Source organism: Pseudomonas fluorescens group sp. PF-69 (genome assembly GCF_054481235.1).
The window spans coordinates 2,312,641-2,335,706 of the sequence record NZ_JBTMNC010000001.1 but is presented as its reverse complement, the minus strand read 5'-3'; the positions used below and the strand labels follow the sequence as shown (position 1 = coordinate 2,335,706).

Annotated in this window: 18 protein-coding genes; 12 read left to right on the top strand and 6 right to left on the bottom strand. The window is 61.0% G+C overall.

The features are described from left to right. The first annotated feature begins 175 nt into the window (after positions 1-175). The 10 genes from exaC to ACX3YF_RS10715 all read left to right on the top strand — a co-directional run bounded on the left by exaC (position 176) and on the right by ACX3YF_RS10715 (position 11,341). Positions 176-1,696, top strand: coding sequence for an acetaldehyde dehydrogenase ExaC (exaC, locus tag ACX3YF_RS10760; protein ID WP_047533778.1), 1,521 nt, complete (start codon positions 176-178; stop codon positions 1,694-1,696). A gap of 263 nt (positions 1,697-1,959) precedes the next feature. Next, positions 1,960-3,330, top strand: a complete 1,371-nt coding sequence (eat, locus tag ACX3YF_RS10755; protein WP_130211353.1) for an ethanolamine permease — start codon at positions 1,960-1,962, stop codon at positions 3,328-3,330. Between the two features lie 136 nt (positions 3,331-3,466). Then, entirely contained in the window at positions 3,467-4,861 is a 1,395-nt protein-coding gene (locus tag ACX3YF_RS10750) for an ethanolamine ammonia-lyase subunit EutB (RefSeq protein ID WP_130211354.1), read from the top strand. 8 nt (positions 4,862-4,869) lie between these two features. After that, a complete protein-coding gene (eutC, locus tag ACX3YF_RS10745; RefSeq protein ID WP_458973721.1) occupies positions 4,870-5,694 on the top strand; it encodes an ethanolamine ammonia-lyase subunit EutC in 825 nt (274 codons plus the stop codon). Between the two features lie 116 nt (positions 5,695-5,810). Continuing rightward, complete coding sequence (locus ACX3YF_RS10740) at positions 5,811-6,272, top strand: GNAT family N-acetyltransferase (protein ID WP_130211356.1); 462 nt, start codon at positions 5,811-5,813, stop codon at positions 6,270-6,272. Between the two features lie 270 nt (positions 6,273-6,542). Continuing rightward, complete coding sequence (locus tag ACX3YF_RS10735) at positions 6,543-7,199, top strand: DedA family protein (protein ID WP_454838341.1); 657 nt, start codon at positions 6,543-6,545, stop codon at positions 7,197-7,199. A gap of 6 nt (positions 7,200-7,205) precedes the next feature. Beyond that, complete coding sequence (locus ACX3YF_RS10730) at positions 7,206-8,018, top strand: M90 family metallopeptidase (RefSeq protein ID WP_130211358.1); 813 nt, start codon at positions 7,206-7,208, stop codon at positions 8,016-8,018. Between the two features lie 112 nt (positions 8,019-8,130). Continuing rightward, positions 8,131-8,658 (top strand): inorganic diphosphatase, encoded by a 528-nt coding sequence (gene ppa / locus ACX3YF_RS10725; protein WP_003228599.1) that lies wholly within the window; start codon positions 8,131-8,133, stop codon positions 8,656-8,658. 229 nt (positions 8,659-8,887) lie between these two features. Beyond that, the gene (locus ACX3YF_RS10720) at positions 8,888-9,634 is read left to right on the top strand and encodes a S24 family peptidase (RefSeq protein ID WP_130211359.1); all 747 of its coding nucleotides are present in this window, start codon (positions 8,888-8,890) and stop codon (positions 9,632-9,634) included. Between the two features lie 531 nt (positions 9,635-10,165). Then, positions 10,166-11,341 (top strand): GGDEF domain-containing protein, encoded by a 1,176-nt coding sequence (locus ACX3YF_RS10715; RefSeq protein ID WP_448647458.1) that lies wholly within the window; start codon positions 10,166-10,168, stop codon positions 11,339-11,341. Here ACX3YF_RS10715 and ACX3YF_RS10710 read toward each other — a convergent pair. The 6 genes from ACX3YF_RS10710 to ACX3YF_RS10685 are packed head-to-tail and all read right to left on the bottom strand — an operon-like array spanning position 11,328 to position 21,495. Beyond that, a complete protein-coding gene (locus tag ACX3YF_RS10710) occupies positions 11,328-12,140 on the bottom strand; it encodes a YfaP family protein (RefSeq protein ID WP_458973720.1) in 813 nt (270 codons plus the stop codon). The two genes, ACX3YF_RS10715 and ACX3YF_RS10710, sit on opposite strands and share 14 nt — an antisense overlap. Positions 12,141-12,143: 3 nt before the next feature. After that, positions 12,144-13,763, bottom strand: coding sequence for a DUF2300 domain-containing protein (locus ACX3YF_RS10705; protein WP_458973719.1), 1,620 nt, complete (start codon positions 13,761-13,763; stop codon positions 12,144-12,146). A gap of 1 nt (position 13,764) precedes the next feature. Then, on the bottom strand, positions 13,765-18,324 hold the full coding sequence (locus ACX3YF_RS10700) for an alpha-2-macroglobulin family protein (protein WP_458973718.1): 4,560 nt from the start codon (positions 18,322-18,324) through the stop codon (positions 13,765-13,767). Next, positions 18,321-18,971, bottom strand: coding sequence for a DUF1175 domain-containing protein (locus ACX3YF_RS10695; protein ID WP_130209795.1), 651 nt, complete (start codon positions 18,969-18,971; stop codon positions 18,321-18,323). Before ACX3YF_RS10695 ends, ACX3YF_RS10700 begins: the two co-directional genes overlap by 4 nt. Then, entirely contained in the window at positions 18,956-20,668 is a 1,713-nt protein-coding gene (locus ACX3YF_RS10690; protein ID WP_458973717.1) for a DUF2138 domain-containing protein, read from the bottom strand. The genes ACX3YF_RS10695 and ACX3YF_RS10690 overlap by 16 nt, the downstream gene beginning before the upstream one ends. A gap of 35 nt (positions 20,669-20,703) precedes the next feature. Further along, on the bottom strand, positions 20,704-21,495 hold the full coding sequence (locus tag ACX3YF_RS10685) for a YfaP family protein (RefSeq protein WP_130209777.1): 792 nt from the start codon (positions 21,493-21,495) through the stop codon (positions 20,704-20,706). 386 nt (positions 21,496-21,881) lie between these two features. Between ACX3YF_RS10685 and ACX3YF_RS10680 the strand changes: the two genes are divergently transcribed. Both ACX3YF_RS10680 and ACX3YF_RS10675 read left to right on the top strand, forming a co-directional pair. Then, the gene (locus tag ACX3YF_RS10680) at positions 21,882-22,124 is read left to right on the top strand and encodes an exodeoxyribonuclease VII small subunit (RefSeq protein WP_458973716.1); all 243 of its coding nucleotides are present in this window, start codon (positions 21,882-21,884) and stop codon (positions 22,122-22,124) included. After that, positions 22,121-23,008, top strand: coding sequence for a polyprenyl synthetase family protein (locus tag ACX3YF_RS10675; RefSeq protein WP_458944246.1), 888 nt, complete (start codon positions 22,121-22,123; stop codon positions 23,006-23,008). The genes ACX3YF_RS10680 and ACX3YF_RS10675 overlap by 4 nt, the downstream gene beginning before the upstream one ends. The last annotated feature ends 58 nt before the right edge of the window (positions 23,009-23,066 follow it).

Sequence of the window (23,066 nt, the reverse complement as noted above, 5' to 3'; positions counted from 1 at the left end):
AGTGTCACAGGCACTGTATCGAAAGCGTCACAGACACCGCCCGCCCGTCCGACAGAAATCGCCCAAGGCCTTGATTTGCCTGACCTGCAAGGCACTGGCCCGACCCTTGCTCTACGCTTATAGCAAGCGCACATGCGCGTCTCTCTTATAAATACAAAAGCCAAGGAGAAACATCATGCGTTACGCTCACCCCGGTACTGAAGGCGCTATCGTTTCGTTCAAGAGCAAATACGGTAACTACATCGGCGGCGAGTTCGTCGCGCCTGTCAAAGGTCAGTACTTCACCAATACCTCGCCAGTCAATGGCCAACCGATTGCCGAATTCCCGCGTTCCACCGCCGAAGACATCGACAAGGCCCTGGACGCCGCCCACGCGGCCGCCGATGCCTGGGGCGCCACGTCCGCCCAGGCACGCTCGCTGGTGCTGCTGAAAATTGCCGACCGCATCGAACAAAACCTCGAACTGCTGGCAATCACCGAATCCTGGGACAACGGCAAAGCCGTGCGCGAAACCCTCAACGCCGATATTCCGCTGGCCGCCGACCACTTCCGCTACTTCGCCGGCTGCATCCGCGCCCAGGAAGGCAGCGCTGCCGAAATCGACGGCAACACCGTGGCCTATCACATCCATGAACCGCTGGGCGTGGTCGGGCAGATCATTCCGTGGAACTTCCCGATCCTGATGGCCGCCTGGAAACTCGCCCCGGCCCTGGCCGCCGGCAACTGCGTGGTGCTTAAACCTGCCGAACAAACCCCGCTGGGCATCACCGTGCTGGTCGAGCTGATTGGCGACCTGCTGCCGCCAGGCGTGCTGAACATTGTGCAAGGTTTCGGTAAAGAAGCCGGCGAAGCCCTGGCGACCAGCAAACGCATCGCCAAAATCGCCTTTACCGGCTCGACGCCAGTCGGCTCGCACATCATGAAATGCGCCGCCGAAAACATCATTCCGTCCACCGTGGAGCTGGGCGGCAAGTCGCCGAACATCTTCTTCGAAGACATCATGAAGGCAGAGCCAAGCTTCATCGAAAAAGCCGCCGAAGGCCTGGTGCTGGCGTTCTTCAACCAGGGTGAAGTCTGCACCTGCCCGTCCCGCGCGCTGGTGCAAGAGTCGATCTACGACGAATTCATGCAAGTGGTGATGAAAAAGGTCCTGCAGATCAAACGTGGCGACCCGCTGGACACCGACACCATGGTCGGCGCCCAGGCGTCCGAGCAACAATTCGATAAAATCCTTTCGTACCTGGAAATTGCCAAGGGCGAAGGTGCTGAACTGCTGACCGGCGGCAAAGTGGAAAAACTCGAGGGCACCCTCGCGACCGGGTATTACATCCAGCCGACGCTGCTCAAGGGCACCAACAAAATGCGGGTGTTCCAGGAAGAAATCTTCGGCCCGGTCGTGAGCATCACCACCTTCAAGGACGAAGCAGAAGCCCTGGCCATCGCCAACGACACCGAGTTCGGCCTGGGCGCCGGCCTCTGGACTCGCGACATCAACCGCGCCTACCGCATGGGCCGCGCCATCAAGGCCGGTCGTGTGTGGACCAACTGCTACCACCTGTACCCGGCGCACGCCGCGTTCGGCGGTTACAAGAAGTCCGGCGTCGGCCGTGAAACCCACAAAATGATGCTCGATCACTATCAGCAGACCAAAAACCTGCTGGTGAGCTACGACATCAATCCGCTGGGCTTCTTCTAAAAACCGGGGGCGACACAGGGTTTCTGTGTCGCCCTTCCAGCAGCCATCGCGAGCAGGCTCGCTCCCACAATGGATTCGGGTTGATTCCGAAAACCTGACTCAGCAGAAATCCCTGTGGGAGCGAGCTTGCTCGCGATGGCGCCTTCAATGGCACAACACAAAAGGCTGGCCGCTCTGGCACGGGCCTTGCGTGCCCGCATTACACGCAAAAGCCGCTTCCGAAAGTCCAAAAGATCAAACAATAAAAAAGACAGCGAGGACTTATGACTTCTACCACACAGCTCAAACCCACACTCGGCACCCTGCATTTATGGGGCATCGCCGTCGGCCTGGTGATTTCCGGCGAATACTTCGGCTGGAGTTACGGCTGGGGCACCGCAGGCACCCTGGGTTTCCTCGTCACCGCCCTGATGGTGGCGACGATGTACACCTGCTTCATCTTCAGTTTTACCGAACTGACCACCGCCATTCCCCACGCGGGCGGGCCGTTTGCCTACAGCCGGCGAGCCTTTGGCGAGAAAGGTGGCTTGATCGCCGGCATCGCCACCCTGATCGAATTCGTCTTTGCGCCCCCGGCGATTGCCATGGCCATCGGCGCCTACCTCAATGTGCAATACCCGGAACTGGACCCGAAAATCGCGGCGGTAGGCGCCTATTTCGTGTTCATGACCCTGAATATCCTCGGCGTCAGCATCGCGGCCACCTTCGAACTGGTGGTCACCGTACTGGCGGTCGCCGAATTGTTGGTGTTCATGGGCGTCGTTGCGCCAGGCTTCAGTTTCAGTAACTTCGTGCTCAATGGCTGGTCCGGCTCCAGCGAGTTCACGATGGCGGCCGTTCCAGGCATTTTCGCCGCCATTCCCTTTGCGATCTGGTTTTTCCTCGCCATCGAAGGCGCGGCCATGGCGGCCGAAGAAGCCAAGGACCCGAAGCGTACGATCCCCAAGGCCTACGTCAGCGGGATTCTGACCCTGGTGTTCCTGGCCATCGGCGTGATGATCATGGCCGGCGGCGTTGGCGATTGGCGTCAACTGTCGAACATCAACGATCCACTGCCCCAAGCCATGAAGGCTGTGGTGGGCAACAATTCGAGCTGGATGCACATGCTGGTATGGATCGGCCTGTTCGGTCTGGTGGCGAGTTTCCACGGGATCATCCTGGGCTACTCGCGGCAGTTCTTTGCCCTGGCCCGCGCCGGCTACCTGCCCCGCAGCCTGGCCAAGCTGTCGCGCTTCCAGACGCCGCACCGGGCAATCCTTGCCGGCGGCGTTATCGGTATAGCGGCGATTTACAGCGACGGCCTGGTCAACCTGCAAGGCATGACCCTGACGGCAGCGATGATCACCATGTCGGTTTTCGGCGCCATCGTGATGTACATCATCAGTATGCTGAGCCTGTTCAAACTGCGTAAAACCGAGCCGAACCTGGAACGCACCTTCCGTGCGCCAGGCTATCCGATCGTGCCCGGTATCGCGCTGTTTCTCGCCGTGGTGTGCCTGGTGGCAATGGCCTGGTTCAACACCTTGATCGGCCTGATTTTCGTCGGATTCATGGCCGCCGGTTACCTGTATTTCCAGTTGACCGCCAAGCAACGCTCCGAAGCACCGGCGGACGCCATGCTCGAAGGCGTCTGAGATGCACCGGCGCCGGGCTCCTGGCCTGGCGCCTGCATGATTGAAGTGCATGCACATTCCCTGGTGGGAGCACACGCTCTCCCACAGGGACTGTTTGTGTTATCAAGACTTGTACAGAACCAGAGGACACCGCCCCATGGCCGCATTTGCCCATTCCGTCGGCGCTCAGACCTACCGTTTCGAAAACCTCAAGGACGTGATGGCCAAGGCCAGTCCGGCGCGCTCAGGGGATTTTCTGGCCGGCGTCGCCGCGCTCAATGATGGCGAACGAGTGGCCGCGCAAATGGCTTTGGCCGACATTCCGCTCAGCCATTTCCTACAGGAAGTACTGATTCCCTATGAAGACGATGAAGTCACCCGGCTGATCATCGACACCCACGACATGCATGCGTTCAGCGTGGTCAGTCACCTCACCGTGGGCGGTTTTCGAGACTGGCTGCTCAGCGATGCCGCCGACGAACACGTCCTGCGCGCCCTTGCACCCGGCCTGACGCCGGAAATGGTCGCCGCCGTGTCGAAGATCATGCGCGTGCAGGATCTGGTGCTGGTGGCACAGAAAATCCGTGTGGTCACGCAGTTCCGCGGCACCCTGGGCCTGCGCGGCCGGCTCTCCACGCGACTGCAACCGAATCACCCCACGGATGAACCGGCCGGTATCGCCGCGAGCATCCTTGACGGCTTGCTGCACGGCAACGGCGACGCGATGATCGGGATCAACCCGGCCACCGACAGCATCGCCTCGATCTGCGCGATGCTGGAAATGCTCGACGCCATCATTCAACGCTACGAAATCCCGACACAGGCCTGCGTTCTGACGCATGTCACGACGTCGATCGAAGCCGTCAATCGCGGGGTGCCGCTGGACCTGGTGTTCCAGTCGATCGCCGGCACCGAGGCGGCCAACGCCAGTTTCGGCATCAATCTGAATGTATTGAAGGAAGGTTACGACGCCGGATTGAGCCTCAATCGCGGCACCCTCGGGCAAAACCTGATGTATTTCGAAACAGGCCAGGGCAGCGCCCTGTCGGCCAACGCCCACCATGGCGTCGATCAACAGACGTGCGAAACCCGGGCGTATGCCGTGGCACGACATTTCAATCCGTTTCTGGTGAACACCGTCGTAGGATTTATCGGCCCGGAGTACCTCTACAACGGCAAACAGATCATCCGCGCCGGCCTTGAAGACCATTTCTGCGGCAAGCTGCTGGGCGTACCGATGGGTTGTGACATCTGCTACACCAACCACGCCGAAGCCGACCAGGACGACATGGACACCCTGTTGACCCTGCTGGGCGTGGCCGGGATCAACTTCATCATGGGCATCCCCGGCTCCGACGACATCATGCTCAACTACCAGACCACTTCATTCCACGACGCGCTCTATGCCCGTCAGACCCTGGGCCTGAAGCCCGCGCCGGAATTCGAACAATGGCTGGCGAAAATGGGCATCTTCACTCAAGCGGACGGCAAGATTCTCTTCGGCAACAGCCTGCCTCCGGCATTCCGCCAGGCCCTGGCGCAATTGGGATGAGTGTTTCCATGGATAAACCACCCTTCGATCCGCACAACCCATGGCTGGAACTGCGACGCCTGACACCGGCGCGGATCGCCCTGGGCCGAACCGGCACCAGCATGCCCACGCGCGCGCAGCTGGACTTCCAATACGCCCATGCCCAGGCCCGGGACGCCGTGCATTTGCCGTTTGACCACAAGACACTGAGCTCGCAATTGGCTGAACGTGGGCGCGAAAGCATCTTGCTGCACAGCGCGGCGATCGATCGCAACAGCTACCTGCAGCGCCCCGATTTGGGGCGAAAGTTGAGCGATGAGTCCGCACAACTCCTGCGCGATTACGCATCGGCACATCCCGGCGGGGTCGATCTGGCGATCGTGGTCGCCGATGGTTTGTCGGCCTTGGCCGTTCATCGCCACACGGTGCCGTTTCTGGCGCGCCTGGAAGAACAGATGGGTGCCGAAAACTGGTCAATGGCCCCGGTGATTCTGGTGGAACAAGGTCGCGTTGCAGTGGCCGACGAGGTTGGTGAACTGCTCGGCGCCAAAATGACAGTGATCCTGATCGGCGAACGCCCCGGCCTCAGCTCGCCAGACAGCCTGGGTTTATATTTCACCTACAATCCCAAGGTCGGCCTGACGGACGCCTACCGCAACTGCATCTCTAATGTTCGCCTTGAAGGCCTGAGTTATGGCATGGCGGCACACCGTTTGCTGTATCTGATGCGCGAGGCCTGCCGACGGCAGCTTTCGGGTGTCAATTTAAAGGATGAAGCGCAGGTTCAGACGCTGGGGTCGGACGTTGACGCGGACATGAAAGGTAATTTCCTACTGAGTCCGCCGGATGCCTGAACCGCTTCCGCATTGCACTTTCGGGATGATTTCAGGCAGGATCGACGCACGGCTGCCAGTGAGTACCTTTTGCCGTCAGAGCACGTGAAGACAGCCACTTGAAGACGAGACCTACCATGCGGATTATTCAAGCGACCCTCGAACACCTGGACCTGCTGACCCCATTGTTCGTCAAATATCGCGAATTCTATGGCTCCCTGCCGTATCCGGACTCGTCCCGGGCGTTCCTCGAGAAACGCCTGCGTCGCAAGGAGTCAGTGATTTACCTGGCACTGGCCGATGACGACGACAACAAGCTGATGGGTTTCTGTCAGTTATATCCAAGCTTTTCCTCGCTCTCGCTGAAACGCGTGTGGATCCTCAACGACATCTATGTCGCCGAAGACGCCCGCCGCCAACTGGTGGCCGACAACCTGATCCGTACCGCGAAGAAAATGGCCAAGGAAACCAATGCCGTGCGCATGCGTGTTTCCACCAGCAGCAACAACCAGGCCGCACAGAAAACCTATGAATCCATCGGGTTCAAGGAAGACACCGAGTTCAAGAACTACGTGTTGCCGATCAGCGAAGAGCTTTGACCCGCGTCAAACCTGCAGGCGCAAGCTTGCTCTCGATTGCGGCGTGTCATTTGGCACCTTCATCGCGAGCAGGTGTGCGCCCGCAAAACAGAGCGCACCCAGCGTCAGCCCGAGTGAAATCCCCCGCTACAATCTCGACGCTCTTTTCACTTCTCACTCCGTATAATCCCGATCTTTCCGGCTTGTAAGAAAAACTACACCCATCCGTAGTCTTACGCGAAGTCATACGCACAGGCCTGCCGAGTCGGGCCGTTATCACAGGTGCCCTCCATGGATTTCAACCCGATCGATATCGTTCTGCATCTCGACGCCTACCTCGACATGCTCGTAACCAATTACGGGGCCTGGATTTACGCCATTCTGTTTCTGGTGATCTTTTGTGAAACCGGCCTGGTGGTGATGCCTTTCCTGCCAGGCGACTCGCTGCTGTTTATCGCCGGCGCCGTTGCCGCCGGTGGCGGTATGGATCCGGTGTTGCTGGGCGGGCTGCTGATGCTGGCGGCGATACTGGGCGACAGTACCAACTACATCATCGGCCGAACGGCCGGCGAACGTTTGTTCAGCAACCCGAACTCGAAAATCTTCCGCCGCGACTATCTGCAACAAACCCATGACTTCTATGACAAGCACGGTGGCAAAACCGTGACCCTGGCGCGCTTCCTGCCCATCATCCGCACCTTTGCACCGTTCGTCGCCGGCGTCGGCAAGATGCCTTACCCGCGCTTTTTCGGGTTCAGCGTACTGGGCACGGTTTTTTGGGTCGGCGGCCTGGTCACCCTCGGTTACTTCTTCGGTAATGTACCGTTCATCAAGAAAAACCTGTCGCTGCTGGTGGTCGGGATCATCCTGCTGTCACTGCTACCGATGATCATCGGCGTAATCCGCAGCCGCTTCGGCAACTCGAACTCCAAAGCCGAAACACGCTGATTCACGATGTGGTCCCTAAGCGCCTGGAGACGCCAGCGCACCCTGGCCAAACACCCGATTGCCGACGACATGTGGCAACGGGTGCGTCATCAACTGAGCTTTCTGGATGGCATCAGCGCCGCCGAAGACCAGTGGCTGAGAGAAGCCAGCGTGCTGTTCCTGCAAGACAAACACCTGACCGCCCTGCCCGGCGTTGAACTCCATCAGGAGCAACGCCTGCTGCTCGCGGCCCAGGCACAACTGCCATTGCTGAACCTGGGCGACCTGAACTGGTACCAGGGTTTTCACGAAATCATCCTCTACCCAGACGACTTCCTAAGCCCGCAACGGCATCGCGACGCCAGCGGCGTCGAGCACGAATGGGATGGCGAGCACAGCGGCGAAGCCTGGCAGCAGGGCCCGATCATCCTCGCCTGGCCCGGCGTCTTGGCCAGCGGTGGCTGGGAAGGCTACAACCTGGTGATCCACGAACTGGCGCATAAACTCGACATGCTCAACGGCGATGCCAACGGCCTGCCACCGTTGCATGCCGACATGCGAGTCAGCGACTGGGCGAAAGTCATGCAAGAAGCCTATGACGATCTCGACCGACAACTTGATCGCCATCCTGACGCCGAGACCGCGATAGATCCCTACGCCGCCGAGAACCCGGCCGAATTTTTCGCCGTGACCAGCGAGTACTTCTTCAGTGCTCCGGATTTGCTGCACGAGGCTTATCCACAGGTCTATGAGCAGCTGAAACTGTTCTATCGCCAGGACCCGCTGAGGAGACTCAAGCAACTTCTCGCCGAGGACCCGGTCTATCAGGCACATGACTAAAGGTCTACGACCTCTGGTACATGGCGTCGACGTAGGAATATGCCTATAATCGCCGCCACTTTTTGGTCAATCCGGCCAAGTGTTTTTGGTCAACTAACGGGGGCAACGCCCAATGAGCTACAGCAAGATTCCGGCTGGCAAAGACCTGCCGAACGACATCTACGTCGCGATCGAGATCCCGGCCAACCACGCGCCGATCAAGTACGAAATCGACAAAGACAGCGATTGCCTCTTCGTTGACCGTTTCATGGCCACCCCGATGTTCTACCCGGCCAACTACGGTTACATCCCGAACACCCTGGCTGACGACGGTGACCCCCTCGACGTGCTGGTCGTGACCCCTTACCCGGTTGCTCCAGGCTCCGTGATCCGCGCTCGTCCTGTCGGCATCCTGAACATGACCGACGACGGCGGCGGCGATGCCAAAGTCATCGCGGTTCCACACGACAAGCTGTCCCAGCTGTACGTGGACGTGAAGGAATACACCGACCTGCCACCGCTGCTGATTCAGCAGATTGAGCACTTCTTCGCGAACTACAAAGATCTCGAAAAAGGCAAATGGGTGAAAATCGAAGGCTGGGACGGCGCAGACGCCGCCCGTGCCGCGATCACCAAGTCGGTTGCTGCCTATAAAGGCTAAGCGCCACTGCGAGCTTCAAGCAGCAAGCTTCAAGAAAAGCCCCGGTGATCCGGGGTTTTTTTTGGGCGCTCGAAAAGCACCATTTAAACGGGTCGTTTAACAGGCGCCAATTTGGTTTTTTCTTGTTTAATTTCACCCGAGAACGTCTTACATCCAGTCTTAAATCTCCCTCGAAATTTGAACGGTTCGTTTATTCAAAGCCTTATGCGCCGCCAGTAGACTCGCGTTTATGAAAAAGAACACTAGCGGCCCGCGCTTTAAAGCGCTCCTTGAAGAAGCGAACATCACGACAACGGGATTTGCCGAGTTTCTGGACGCAGTCCCGCAGAAAGTCCACAACTGGTACACCCGTGGCGTGCCTGCGCACTGCATGGAAGAAGTGGCCAGAAAACTCTCCGTAAACAGTGAATGGCTGAAAACGGGCGAAGGCCCGAAAGACGCCAGACACCTGCGCCTGCTCGACGAGACCGGCCATACATTCGATGCCCAGGCCATTCGCGGCATTTACACCGTCGTCGAGCCCCTTGACGTCGAACTGCCCCTCTACAAGGAAACCGCCACCGCACCTGGCTCCAATAAAACCCACGTCGTCGAAGACCCCGGCCAATCCATCCGATTGCCCCGCAGTCACCTCGACTCCCTGGAAATCAGACATACCGATGCCATCTGTGCCCGCATGATCGGCAACAGCATGGGCGAAAGAATTGAAGACGGTTCCTTCCTGGGCATAGACCGCGGGCTCAAGGACATCATCGATGGCGAAATCTACGCGATCGAACATGACGGCATGCTGCGGATCAAATACCTGCACCGAGTGCCCGGCAACGCAATTCGCATGCGCAGCCACAACAGGATCGAATACCCGGACGAAATCTTCCGGGCCGCGCAGATCGAAGAGCAAAACATTCGGGTATTAGGTTGGGTGTTCTGGTGGTCGACACTGAACAAGCGCCGGCCGCAAGTGCCATTTCTGTGATACCGAGGCGAATTCATCACGCGCAAGCCATGCGCCCGCAGGGACAGACGAGACCTGTGGGAACGGACTTGCCCGCAAAGGCGTCGAGAGAATCACCCTGAGAACCAGCCCCAGAGCTCTATCTCGCACACCAAGCTGGGAATTTCCTCAAAAAATCAGTATGCTGCGCCCCACATTTGCGCATCCCCCCGCTCCGCGGCGGAGAATCGCACCGACAAGGCAGATGATTTTCTCGCCGAGTCCCACAGCCGGACGCAAGATCCGGGTGTACGTTTTGAAGGCTGGCGCGGTTTACCAAAAATGAACCAAGCCAGTCCCCGAGAAGCCGGCCACAAGCCGGCTTTTTAATGCCTGCCAGAAAACCATCCCAATCAACACAACCCACTCCCCCGCCCCGCAAACTCAGATAAACGTCCCCCTTGCCAATACTCACATCCCAAGTGCTAAATCCACCCTTTCGACCACTACCTCGTTGACCCGAGCCCCCTTCTGCAGGACCACTCCGGTTTGAGCTTCGCGGGAACCAAAGACATGGCGCTTCACATCCCGACCTTGCTGGTCGCGTCAGTCTTCGTCTTCGCGTTGATGGGGCTGTTGACCTGTCACGCCTGTTGGCGCGAACCCCGTGAGCGGACCCTGGCTTATCTGGGCGCCATGATGCTGCTGGCTGCGCTGGGTGTGGTGCTGGTCAGTTGGCGGGGCCGGGGGGTCGATTTTGTGCCGATCATCTTCGGCAACGTCGCCCTGTTGTTGAGCGCGGCGATGAACTGGACGGCCATGCGCGTGTTCGTCGGACGCACACCATCAATGCAGGGGATTCTGGCCGGTCCCGGCCTCTGGCTGACGCTGTGTCTGAGTCCGGTTTTCTATGACGCCATGCCCATTCGAGTCGTGGTGTATTCCCTGCTGGTCGCCGGTTATGGCGTGCTGACGGCACTGGAGTTCTGGCGCAGCCGTCGCAGCCTTGAAGTCGCGTACATGCCCGCGTTGCTGCTGACGCTGCTGCACACCACTTTCTATGTTGTCCGCAGTGTGATCGACAAAAGCCTGCCGCTGGATCAGGCCTTGTCGGGCGTCGGCGATGGCGTGCGCTTTTTCTCCTTCATGCTGTTCGAGTCCATGCTCTACGTCATTGGCATTGCCTATGTGGCGTTGGCCATGGTCAAGGAGCGCGCCGAACTCAAGTTCAGGGCCGCCGCTTTCTGCGATCCGCTGACCGGAATCGGCAACCGTCGCGCGTTCATGGCGAACGGAGAACGCTTGCTGGCGGACAGCAATCGCCGCAAGGAACCCGCCGCTCTGCTGCTATGCGACCTGGATCATTTCAAGCGCCTGAACGACAGTTTTGGTCACCCGATGGGGGATCAGGCCTTGATCGCATTCAGTCGGATTCTGACGGACAACCTGCGCAAGCAGGATGTGTTCGGTCGTATCGGTGGCGAAGAGTTTGCCTGCCTGCTCAAGGAGGCTGGTGAGCAGGAAGCGGTTCAGGTGGCCGAGCGCATTCGCCTGTCCTTTTCACAACTGTCGATGCTGGAACCGGGAATGCTCAGTGTCAGCATTGGTGTCGTCACCACGCGTGAGTCGGGCTACGATCTTTTCGGCCTGCTTTCACAAGCGGATGAAGCGCTATACGGGGCAAAGAATCGGGGACGTAACCGCGTTCAGACCCTGCGCAAGATGTACTTGAGCCTCACGGATAACTGAACGCCTTCACCAGCGTCAACTCCCCCACCGCCCGCATGGGCACCAGAAACGTCTCGATCTTCTCGCTCGGCGTACCCTCCTCGGTAATCACCGTGACCTGCGCGGTGGTCAGCGCTTGAACCGCCTCTTCCTGCCCCTCTTCGTCACTGCGATAGCCACCGCCGAAGTAGTTCACATACACCAGATACTGCCCCTTGATCGGCGCCGGCATGGCGAAGATTTCCGGACCGTAGCCGGTAGTCACGTCGACATCGAGTGCTGCGCCATTGGGGGCGACGCGGTCGCCGTACCAGATGTGCACACCATCGGGGGTGATCAGGTGCAGGTCGAGGTCGGTGTTGTCGCTGTCCCATGACAGCAGAACGCGCAATTTGGCCGGTGTTGCTCCACCGCTGGCATTCAAGAACTGCACACGATGGCGTTGCTGGCCGTCAGGGCTGCGGACCTCGACACTGTTGCTGCCGTTGGGAAACGAGAACGGGCGATCAAAGCGGCCCGCCGGATCGATTTTCAGCGGCATGCTGACACCGTTCACAATCAACCGGCCGGGCTCCGCCGACTTGGGCGTGGCTTTGATCTGTCCGGCAATGCGCGCGGTGTTGGCCTGGCCGGCCGGTGTGTTCACCGAGGAGGCCGGGTAGTTGACGGTCTGACGGAAGTTCTCCCCCTCGCCTTCAGCCGCACCGGTGCGCCAACCGCCTGCGGGGGTGTCGAGCTTGACGCTGTCGGCAGCCTGGGTCGGCGATAACACGGCCAACGCGCAGAGCAACAGCAAGACCTGTGGATAACGGAGTGTCATGGTCTATTCCAGCAAAAGATGACGGGCGAGCCCTTCGATGTAGGTTTCATCCTGGCCGTTGGGGTGTGCCTCAAAGGCCAGGTGCAGGTATTCGTGAGTCAGGTCGAGACGGTCTTGCAGCGAGAGCACGCCGCGCACGTAGATGCGCTGGCGTTCGCGGTCGACATAGGGGCGGCCGAAAGTCAGGCGGCAGACGGCGAACGTGCTGACTTCGTTGTAGCCGGTTTCGCTTTCCAGCCGTGAGCGCCAGCCGCGACGCTGCTTTTGCAGCCAGTCCTGCGCAGCGGGCAGGGCTTCGCAGGAAGCGACGGGATTGTCCCAACGGCTGAGGCTCGCGCGCGGGTAAGCGTGCAGCAGGATGGCGTCGTAGCGTTGGCCGGCATTGGCTTGTTCGACGGCGTGCTGCCAGGACAGTTTGTCCGGGCCGGGTTGATCGGAATGGTAGGTCACGGTGCTGCCGGCCAGTACCAGATCACGGGTCCAGGCGGCGATGTCGCGCGCTTCGGCGCTGGCCGGACGCGGTGCGACCCGTTGGCGCTGGCTGCTGTCGTCGATGCTCAGGCAGTCGCCGTGGCGCGTGGCGTTTTGCAGCAGGTAGGTGCGAATGGCCACGGCCAGGGCTTTGGCCGCTTCGGCGGGTTCAGCGGTGGCTTCGCGCTGCAGCACGCGCGCGACGTATTCTTCGCGATCCAGCCGAGCCACCAGTGTGTTGTTCAGTAAAAACAGTTCGCCATCGCTGTGGATATCGAGCTGATTGCCGCTGACGAATTCGACACGATAGTCGCCCTGCAAAGGCCCGGACGCTGCCAGGCGATCTCCAGACAGTACGCGTTTCAGTGGATAACGAGAGAACAGACTGACCTCGACGCACGTTCCGCTTTCGGCCGTCCCTGATGCCGGGAGCACCGTCGCCAACGCCGGACCATACTCACGCAAGACTCGCTGACTGGTCCCGCGCCCACCGGCCCAGATCGGCGTACCGTCCGCCGTCCAACCGGCAAAACCGCCCTGGGGCGACGCCGGATCCCGATCCCCCAGCCAGCTCCAGGTTTTCACCCGCAACCGGCCGCCGAGCTCGCCGACGACATTGCCGTCTGCGGCATTGAGCACCACATCGAGCAACACCCGGCGCGCCTGATCCTGGGCCGGCAGCAGCGCCAACGTGCGTAACAACTCAGCCACCGGAACCCGAGTGGCGGGCCGCACCGACGGTAAGCTCAGCAACCATTCCGGCGCCTGTCGCGTCTGCCAATAAACTCGCCAATCGGCGCTGGAAATGCCCAAACGCGCCGGCTCGAAATACAATCCGCAGGATTTGACCAGCGCCTGATCACGCTCGATCTTGCCGCCCGCCGTGCAGCAATAGACTTCTTCTTTCGACTGCCCGCGACATTCGTAAGCCGGCTCGCGCGCGCCGGTGTCCACCAGCCAGCTGTAGACAAACAACTTCCACACACTGCCCAGCGGGGTCTGCAAGGTATCGGGCAACGCCTCGCGCGACAGCAACTGAGTCCGGCTCAAGGACAGCAAATCACCCTTGAACGCCAGATGCAGCGGTTCGTCCTGCGCCGTGGCCAGCGCAGGGATCAAACACAACAGCCAGCAGACCAGAAGCCGCTGCATGTCAGTGGACCGTGACCTGACCGAGCGCCGGTTTCTGCTCTTGAGCCTGATGCTGTGGCGCATACACCTGAGTGAAGCGCGCCGGCGGCAGGTTGAATTGGCCTTTCTGCGAGAAGCGCACCAGATGACGCAGGCGCAGTTCGCCGCTCAGCGCATCGACCGGCACGGCATAGGCCAGTTGCCCCGGTTCGAAACGGGCCTTTTCCAGTGCCGTCGGCTCGGTGCCGGCCTTGCCCATCAACTTGATGCCCCAGGTAGTGCGCTCAACATCGGCGCCCGGTGGCAACGGCACTTCGAGCATGCCGTAGCGCAGCGGTTTGGCGGCTTTGCTGGTGAGGATCACTTCGTCCAGGTACAGGTTGTCGCTGGACAACGGCGCGTTGCCGACCGCTTCCAGTTTGAAGGTGAACGCTTCATCCCCCGGCACCAGCCGAGACAGGCGACGGGTGATGGTCACGGCCATTGGATCGACGGTGGGTTGCTGGCTTCGGAAGCTCAACGCCGCCCGCAATGGGCGCTCCTGGGTGCCGCTTAACGACAACACCGTCGGCACCGGTGTAGCCCCCTGCCACGTCCAATACACCTCACCGGTATCACCGTATTTTTTCTTCCAGCCTTCACCCGGTGCCAAGGCAATGGTAGGTGAAGCCTGTTCGATACTGCGCTGCAGCCAGGTCAGCGCCAAGGCCCGTTCCAGGGTCGATTGCTGGGGCAGCAATCGCTGCAGCAACGCTTGCGCGCGGGCCTGATCGAAGGCTTGCAGCGACAGGCTCAGGGCTTCGGCAAACGGCTGGGAACTGACGGCCAGGCGCTGCTGTGCATCCGCCAGTTGCCGGTTGAAAGCGTCGGGCACGGTGACCTTCGATTGCTTGGCCAACGACGCCGTCAACGCCCGGGCGGCGGCCAGGCCCAGCGCCGAATCCGGATCGCTCATGACAATGCTGTCTTCGCCATCGTCCATCAGGTTCGCGGCATTGCCCTCGCCCGCTTTCGCCAGGTCATCCATCAAACCGCCGAGCAAGGTGTTCACCGGCAATTGCATCTGTTTGGCGAACGACAGAATCAGCGCTCGCTGCAACAGCGGCGTGTTCTTCGCCTGCTTCGAATAGACCTCCAACACCCGCTGCCAGTGCTCCGGCGGCAGGCTCAGTTCCAGCACTTTGCTGGCGTGCCAGTCGGCGTAATAAGCGTAGGCGGTGAGGAACGCGTCCGGCTCGCCGTCCATGCCCCACCAGGTGAAACTCGCCGACGGCCCGGCCATTTGCACCAGACGCAAGCGGCTGTTCTGCATGATCAGGCGCAAGCGGTCGCGGACCTGCGGGTTCGACGTCAGGCTCGGATAGGCCATGCTCAGAGGCAGCAAGCGACTGGCGGTTTGTTCGACGCCGCCATAGGGGTAGCTCAGCAGATCATCCAACGCCGAGCGGAACAGCGCTTGCGGGCTGTCATCCAGGCGCAGGCGAATATCCGTGGCGTCCGCCGGCAGTGTCAGCGGCGTATCGCCGACGGTCACGTCCAGGCTTTGGCTCTGCGTGACCTGCCAACCTTCACCCGTGGCGGTCAGGCGCACAGCCAAGGCATCAGCGGTTTTGCCATCCTGCACCAGCTCGGCGGTCCACTCGCCAATGGCCAATGAGAACGCCGGCAACGCGATGTAGTTGATGCCGTTGCTCAGGGTCACTGGCACACGCTGCTCGTTGCCCGCGTAATGAATCACCAGCTCGGCCTTGACCGGTTTTTCTGCCTGGCTGAACGCGAACACGCCGAGATCCGGCTTATCGCCCGTGCGGAATGTGCTCGGCCCGCTCCACTTCAGGTACAGCGGTTTCTCAGAGCGCACGAACTGCTTCTTCTGCCCGACCTGACCGTCATCGGCGATGGCCCGGGCGGTGATACGCCAGCGGGTCAGCGAGTCCGGCATCTTGAAGGTGAAGCGGGTTTTGCCACTGGCGTCGGTCACCAGCTCCGGTTGCCACGCGGCGGTGTCGACGTCTTCGCGACGTGGCCGCTCCAGCACCTTCACACCGCGCTCGCTACGGTTGGCCTTGCCCGGCGCGCCGGGGCTGCCCGGCAACGCCACGTCGTAGCTGATGAATGACAGGCTGGCGCTGGTGCGCACGTTGTTGCGCCGCGGGTGATAGAAAAACTGGTCGATGCTCGGCGCCACTTCCGGCTGCAAGGCGTAGACCATTTCGTCGACCACGCTGACCGTCAGGTGCGCCGGGATCGGCTTGCCGGCGAACTGGGTGGTCAGGTCCACCGACACGGTATCGCCGGGTTGATAGGTGTCTTTATCGGTGGCGATGGCCACGTCTATCTGCGGCGCAACCACCTTGATACCGGCGTTCTGGAAACTGTACTGACCGCCCTTGGTGTACAGCACCGAGAACGTCAGGTTCGGCGCAAAGCTGTCCTTCACCGCAATGCGCGCGCGGTATTGGGTGTCGCTGAGTTTTTCCAACTTCAGCCAGTCACCGCCCCTGGACAGCAACGCCGTGGCCTCGACCTTGTCGCGCTCCAGCGACAGCAGTGCATCACTGATCGGCTCGGGGAAGGTCATCAGTGCCAGCGCTTCGTCGCCGGCCTTGTACTCGGGTTTGTCGAGGACGATTTCAACGGTCCCCGGCACCGCTTTGACGCCCTCGCCGGTGACCGAATGACCAGTGGCGCCGAGGGTTCGGCCGTGGTCATCCCGCAGTGTCAGGTTGTAGGTGCCAGGGCGCTCGAAGGCCAGGGTGAACCCCTTGTCGGTGGCCGCCAGTTTGCCTTCGCCGGTGCTCTGGTCCTCCAGGCGGACCCAGCCATAACTGCTCGGCGTGACCGCTTGGCTCTGCTCGTTTTCATTGGCGTAGCTGAATACCACCTTGTCGCCCACCGCGCTGAAACGCTGCGGCGCGCTGAGGCGGAAGTTTGCCGCACCGCGATCGATGAGGATTTCCTTGGTGGTCTTGACCCGGTACGCCGCGCCATCACTGGCGAACACGGTGAGCATGTAGCGACTCGGCTTTTCTGCGGCCGGCAGGTCGAGGGTGGCGTTGCCCTTGGCGTCGGTGGTCAGTTCGGTGCTGGTCAGCTCCACCGGGAATTGCCCGAGGTATTGCAGCGCGTTGTCGACCATCGACAGCTGCTGAGCACGCAGGCTCAGGCTCAGTTTGGCATTGGCCACCGGTTTGCCGTCGGGATACAGCAGCACCAGGCTGCCCTTGACCGCTTCGCCGGTGCGGTAGTCCTGCTTGGCCAGGTTCAGTGAAATCTCGAAGTGCGGCTTGATGTACTCGGCGACCCGGAAGGCGCTGCTGTAGGCTTGATCCTTGTAATTGAAACGCAGCTCATAACCACCGGCCACGGCGTTGTCAGGCAACTGGAAACGGCCTTGGGTGCCGGCCTTGGAATCGAGTTTCAAGTCCAGTGTTTGCAACGCCGTTCCCGTCGCATCCAGCACCGTCACATTGACATCAGCGGCACTGGGTTGCACCGAGTCCCGGGCGTTCTTGAACTCGCGCCCGACGATCTTCAGCGACACCCAGTCCCCTGGCCGGTACAGCGGCCGGTCGGTGAAGGCATAGAGTTTGGTGTCGTAGATTTCACTGTCGTAGTAGAAGTTTTCCGAGACGAAAACGCCGCCCTCTTCGTCTTCACCTATCACGAACGAACGCTCGGGGCTGACGTGCTTCAAGCGCAGCAGACCCTCGGCATCGGTGGTACCGCTGCTCATCACGCCGAGGCCGTCGGTCCACAACACACTGACCTTGGGCACCGAACTGCCTTCGTGTTTGCGCGCCGCCCACACCAGCAATTCATCGCCAGCGATCTTGCTCACGGCCACGGTATTGGAAACGAAGACCATGGTGGTCGCCCGGTACTTGCCGATCAGCGCTTCCACCAGATACAGGCCCGGTTTCAGGTTGCCCAACGGGATATAGACGTTGCCCGGCGCGACGCTGACGAATTCACTGGAGGAGCCCGCGAGGTTCACCCCTTGCGGTGGCTGGATCGGCTTGGCCTGCCACAGCGGGTAGCGGAACTGGCTGACCACTGGCAGCCCCGGAATCAACGCGAATTGCGGTTGGGCGTCGTAGGGCGTTGGCGCGGCCATGGCGTTGCCCATCTTCAGTTCCGGCACTTCTTCGGTGACGTGTTTACGCGACTCGTAGGAAAACGCCCGCTGCATCACCCGGCGGGACTTGCGGTACCAGCTATCCCACAGGTACGCCAAGGTGTTGGACAGGCCTTCGCCCTTGAACTGACCGTCGCTGACCACCCGGTGCAGGTTCTTCTGGCGCTTGAGGAAATCCAGCGGCTTGTCGATGCGATACACGCGGATGTCGGCGCCGCCGTAGGGTTCCATGCGGAACCGGCGATAGTCGCGGCCCGGTGCTTCGAGACGCACCATCGCCTGTTCATCGCTGGCGAAACTGCTGTCCGCCAGCAAAAAGAAACTCTCACCGGCTACCGGCGCATAGCCACTCGGCTCGACGGTGTCTTCGGCATTCACCCGCGAAAAAGGCAGCATCAAGACCAACAGCAAGGGCAGAAAACGCAACATGCGGGCACCGATCATTGGGAGAGAAAATTCAGTCGATAAACGCCGATGAAGTTGGGGTTGGCTGCATCGGGTATCCATCGGGTGTCCTTCCATGTCATGAGTTGTTGCAGGCTTGCGGAGCGCATGCCGTTGTCAGTGGGTGTGGTGGTGCCGGTGTGATAGGCGATGTAGCGACCCATCCAGATCATCAGGTGCTGGTCGTCGCCCTGATCGAAAAACATCAGGTCGCCGGGACGCGCCTGGGCCACATCACGGCCGACCAGATGGCTGTTGAACTGAATCAGCTTGATCGCGTTGACGTACGGCCCGACCTTGCCGCCACCCTGCTGCCACTGCTGGGCGAGGCCGCGCTGGGCGTCGCTCAGTTGCAGTTCCGGCGGCAGGTAGCGGTTGGACAGGCCATTGCTGCGCAGCCATTTATCGTCATGGACTTTCAGTGCTTCGTTGGCAGCGAAGCGCACCAGCCCGGCGCAGTCCTGCTGATACCAGCGCGGGCTCGGGCCCTGGCTCAGTTGCTCCTGGGCGATGCGCACGAACCAGGCGCGGAACACCTGGGATTGCTGCGGGTCGAGCGCCGGGGTTTCGACGGCCCGGGCACCCGCGCTCAGCAACAGCGCGAGCAGGCCAAGGCTTCGGATCAGTCCGGTCACAGCGCTTTCCATTCCAGTGGCAGCCATTGCCAGTGGCCGTCGGGTTCGCTGCCTTCAGGCAAGGTCAGCGCGTACTTGCCGTAACCGCCGAGCTTGCGCAGTTTCGGGATCAGGTAGGTTTGCGCGGCGTTGTAGAACACCGGTTCCATGTCCTGGGGCAGGCTGTCGAGGGTTTCCTGCTGCATCAGCTGGGCCATCGCATCCGGACCGAAATAGACCGGCATCAGCCGGTCTTTCGGCACCACGTCAGCCATCGGCGGGAAGCGCTTGTCGAGGGTGCCGAGCGCCTTGTCCACCAGTTTGTCGTCGAGGGAGAACAGCAGCGTCGAACCGTGACGCGCCAGGCTGACGCGCATGAAAGCCTTGCCGGTGATCGCGTCCGGGTCTTCGGCGTCCTTGGCCGCGTACGGACCGAAGTTTGAGCTGACCTGGCGCTGCCACTGATGGCTCTGGCCCTCCTGCTTTTCGACCACCGGGAACGCGTGATCATCGACCTTGCCTTCGTAGGCACCGACCATCGAGCCGAACAGTTTGCCCAGATCACCGTCGAGTCGGGCACTGTCCTTGTCGCTCAAACCGGCCACCAGCAGCGGCGTGTACAGCCGCGAATCGGCGTACCAGCACAGGCCGGCCACGCCGGCCATGTGTTCGGTCAGCGCCTTGGCCGTGGGTTCATCAGCACCGAGTTTCACCAGCAGCGGTTGCTGCTGTTCCGCCGCCAGCGGCAAGGCCACGCAAGCGCTGGCGCCCATGGGCATGGCTTGCCAGATCGGTTTGAAATCGAAGCCCGGCTGGTCGTCCAGTTCATCCATGGCGAGGAAGCTGTGCCAGCCCTTGTCGTCCATGTCGAACCGCAGACCGGCGAAGTTGGGGATGAAACGCTGGTAACCCATCGCCAGCACACTGGCGTTGACCGACAGGCGCTGCTTCACTTCGGGCGCGCGCGGCGGCAGGCCGAACGCTTCGGGGAACAGTTTGTCACCGTTGAGCAACGCGGCGATGGCGGCTGTCGAGACACTCCCCGGCTCCTCGGCCTGGCCACTTTGCGGATCGTAGAGTTTCGACGGGTTGGACAGCACCACCAGTTTGTCGCCATGGGAGGCAAACAGCAGCGCCTTGCTGGCGTTGTAGGTGAGCTGATAGAGCGCCACATCGTCGTTGCCGACTTTCACATCGGCGATTTTGCTCAGCTGTGAATCATCCAGCGCGACCTTCGCCAGCGGCTCGAGCACCTTGGCCAGTCCGCCGCGATCCATCACCAGCAGGAAATCCTTGAGCCGACCATCCGCCCCCCGCCACAGCGCCACGTCGGCGGGTTGATCGAAGAGCTGCTCGATCAGGCTGTCCTGCAACTTCAGGTCATGCTCGTAAATGATCCGCCGCAGACTGCCGATCAGCCCGAGGCGATCAGCGTGGGTTTCGTAATAGAAGACGAAATCTTCGGTGAGGGTTTCCTTGAGGAACGGCACCGCCAACAGATCCTTGGGCAATTGGCTCAAGGAACGGGTTTCCAGCAGGCCATCCGGCCGGCTCATGCCCAGCTTGTCGCTGGCCAATACGGGCGCGGGGGCCTTGGGCTTGTGCAGGAACCATCCCACCCCGCCCGCCACAACGGCTACCAGGCCCAACCCAAGCAATAGCGCCGGCCAGCGCCGGGAAGGTTTGGCGGCCGATGCATCGGCGGCTGGAGACACAATGTTTTCACTCATTTCACAAAACCCAATTCATCCGTGGTGCGGGATGCTTAATAGTTGAAAGTCTTGACCAGCAGCAGGTCGCCGATCGCACGCAAGGGCACGATGAAGGTCTCGCGTTTTTCGTCGACGGTGTTTTCGTTGAGCACCAGATTGATCTGCGAGGTGATCACCTCGTTCTGGTTGCTGGCCTCATCGAAGTTATAGCCGCCACTGCCGAAGTTGCCCCAATAGTTGACGTAAACCAGATAGGTGCCATGCAGCGGCGCCGTCATGGTGAACATTTCCGGGCCGGGACCGTCGACGCCATCCGGGTCGAGGCCGCCGCCATTGGTCAGCGCCGAATGAGCCCAGAACGCGTGCTGGCCATCGGGAGTAATGATGTGCAGGTCGAGCTCGGCCTTCGGGTCATCCCAACCGAGTACCACCCGAATCCGCGCCGGGGTGCGCAGGTTGTTGGCTTCATAGAATTGAACGCGCTTGAGCGACTGGCCTTCGGCACTGCGCACTTCGACACTGTTGGAGCCGGCGCCGAACGCATAGGGCCGGGCGAAACGCCCCTGATCGTCGGTGTACAGGTTCAACGGATTGCCGTTGACCGCCAGGGTGTGGGGGCCGCGTTGCGTGCCGATGGCCTTGAGCTGGCCCTCGATCATCGTGCGATTGCGCTGCACACCCCGGTCGATGGGCGGCGTGGGATAGGCCACTTGCGGATGTTCCGTACGGTCGAGCAAACCGTTGTAGCGCCAACCGCCCACGGGTTCCGACACCTCGGCGCTCGGCGCGGCCAGGAGTACCGGCGCACAGAGCCATCCAACCAGCAGCAAAAGAATCGAACGCATGTGATGCCTCCTGCCATGCATGACGAAACCTTGCGCCCGATCCTCGGCGCGTTACAGAGGTTGATACTGCGTTTCGTCTGAAAGACCCGTGACTGTCGGGTCGTATTGGGCGCGAAGGTTAACCGCCGTGGCCGCTTCTAACAATCAGCTCCCTCTGAAAATGCGGCGCAAATCACGCGGGTGAGTGGACGGTGAGCCGAATAACGCTTCTATTCGGCTCATTTTATGAGCCGAATAATCCCCAAGTCTGCGCCACCATCCACTTGTGGCCGGGGAGCTCGCTCTCGCTTGGCCGCGAAGCAGTCGCCAAATGCCCCGCTCATTTGCCCATAAACCCCATGTCTGCTAGTGTCGCGCCGGTTTAACGTCAACCGGAACTCGCCGCCATGGCCCGCAAAAAAGCTGCACTGGATTTCGAACAATCCCTCGCTGACCTGCAAACGCTGGTCGAGCGTCTGGAGAATGGTGAATTGTCGCTGGAAGACTCGCTGACCGCTTTCGAGCAGGGCATCGGTCTGACCCGCGATTGCCAGGCGGCGCTGGCCCAGGCCGAGCAAAAGGTGCAGGTGCTGCTCGAGCGTGATGGCGAGTTGGCCGAGGAACCCTTCGACGTGGATCAACCAGAATGATTGCAGCGTATTCGGCGACCAGCCAGGCCCGGGTCAATGCGGCCCTGGAAACCCTGTTCATCGCGCCCGGCCCTGAGCTGGCGCGTCTCTACGAAGCCATGCGCTACAGCGTGATGAACGGCGGCAAGCGTGTGCGCCCGCTGCTGGCCTACGCCGCGTGTGAAGCATTGGGTGGCAAGGCCGAGCAAGCCAACGGCGCGGCCTGCGCGGTGGAGCTGATCCACGCCTACTCGCTGGTGCACGACGATTTGCCGGCCATGGACGACGACGACCTGCGCCGCGGCCAGCCCACCACTCACAAGAAATTCGATGAAGCCTGCGCGATCCTCGCCGGCGACGGCTTGCAGAGTCTGGCTTTCAGCGCCCTGCTCGACCCGCGCCTGAACGGCGCAGACGCGGAAATCCGCCTGCAGATGGTCAGCGCCCTGGCATTGGCCGCAGGCCCGGCGGGCATGGTCGGCGGTCAGGCCATCGACCTGGGTTCGGTCGGTCTCAAGCTCGATCAGAAGGCCCTCGAATACATGCACCGGCACAAGACCGGTGCGCTGATCGAAGTCAGCGTCAAGCTCGGTGCCCTGGCCAGTGGGCACGCGCAGAAGGACGAACTGAAGTCCCTGCAGACTTATGCACAGGCCGTTGGTCTGGCATTTCAGGTCCAGGACGACATTCTCGACGTCGAAAGCGATACCGAAACCCTCGGCAAACGCCAGGGCGCCGACATTGCCCGCGACAAGCCGACCTACCCGGCCCTGCTCGGCCTCGACGCCGCCAAGGCCTACGCCCTGGAATTGCGCGATCTGGCCCTGCACGCGATGCGACCGTTTGACGCAGCGGCCGAACCGTTGCGCGATCTGGCCCGTTACATCGTCGAGCGCCGCAACTAAAGGCGTATCCGCCAAAAGGGACCTATGCGTGGGCAGGGTGCGATCCATCAGGTAAACT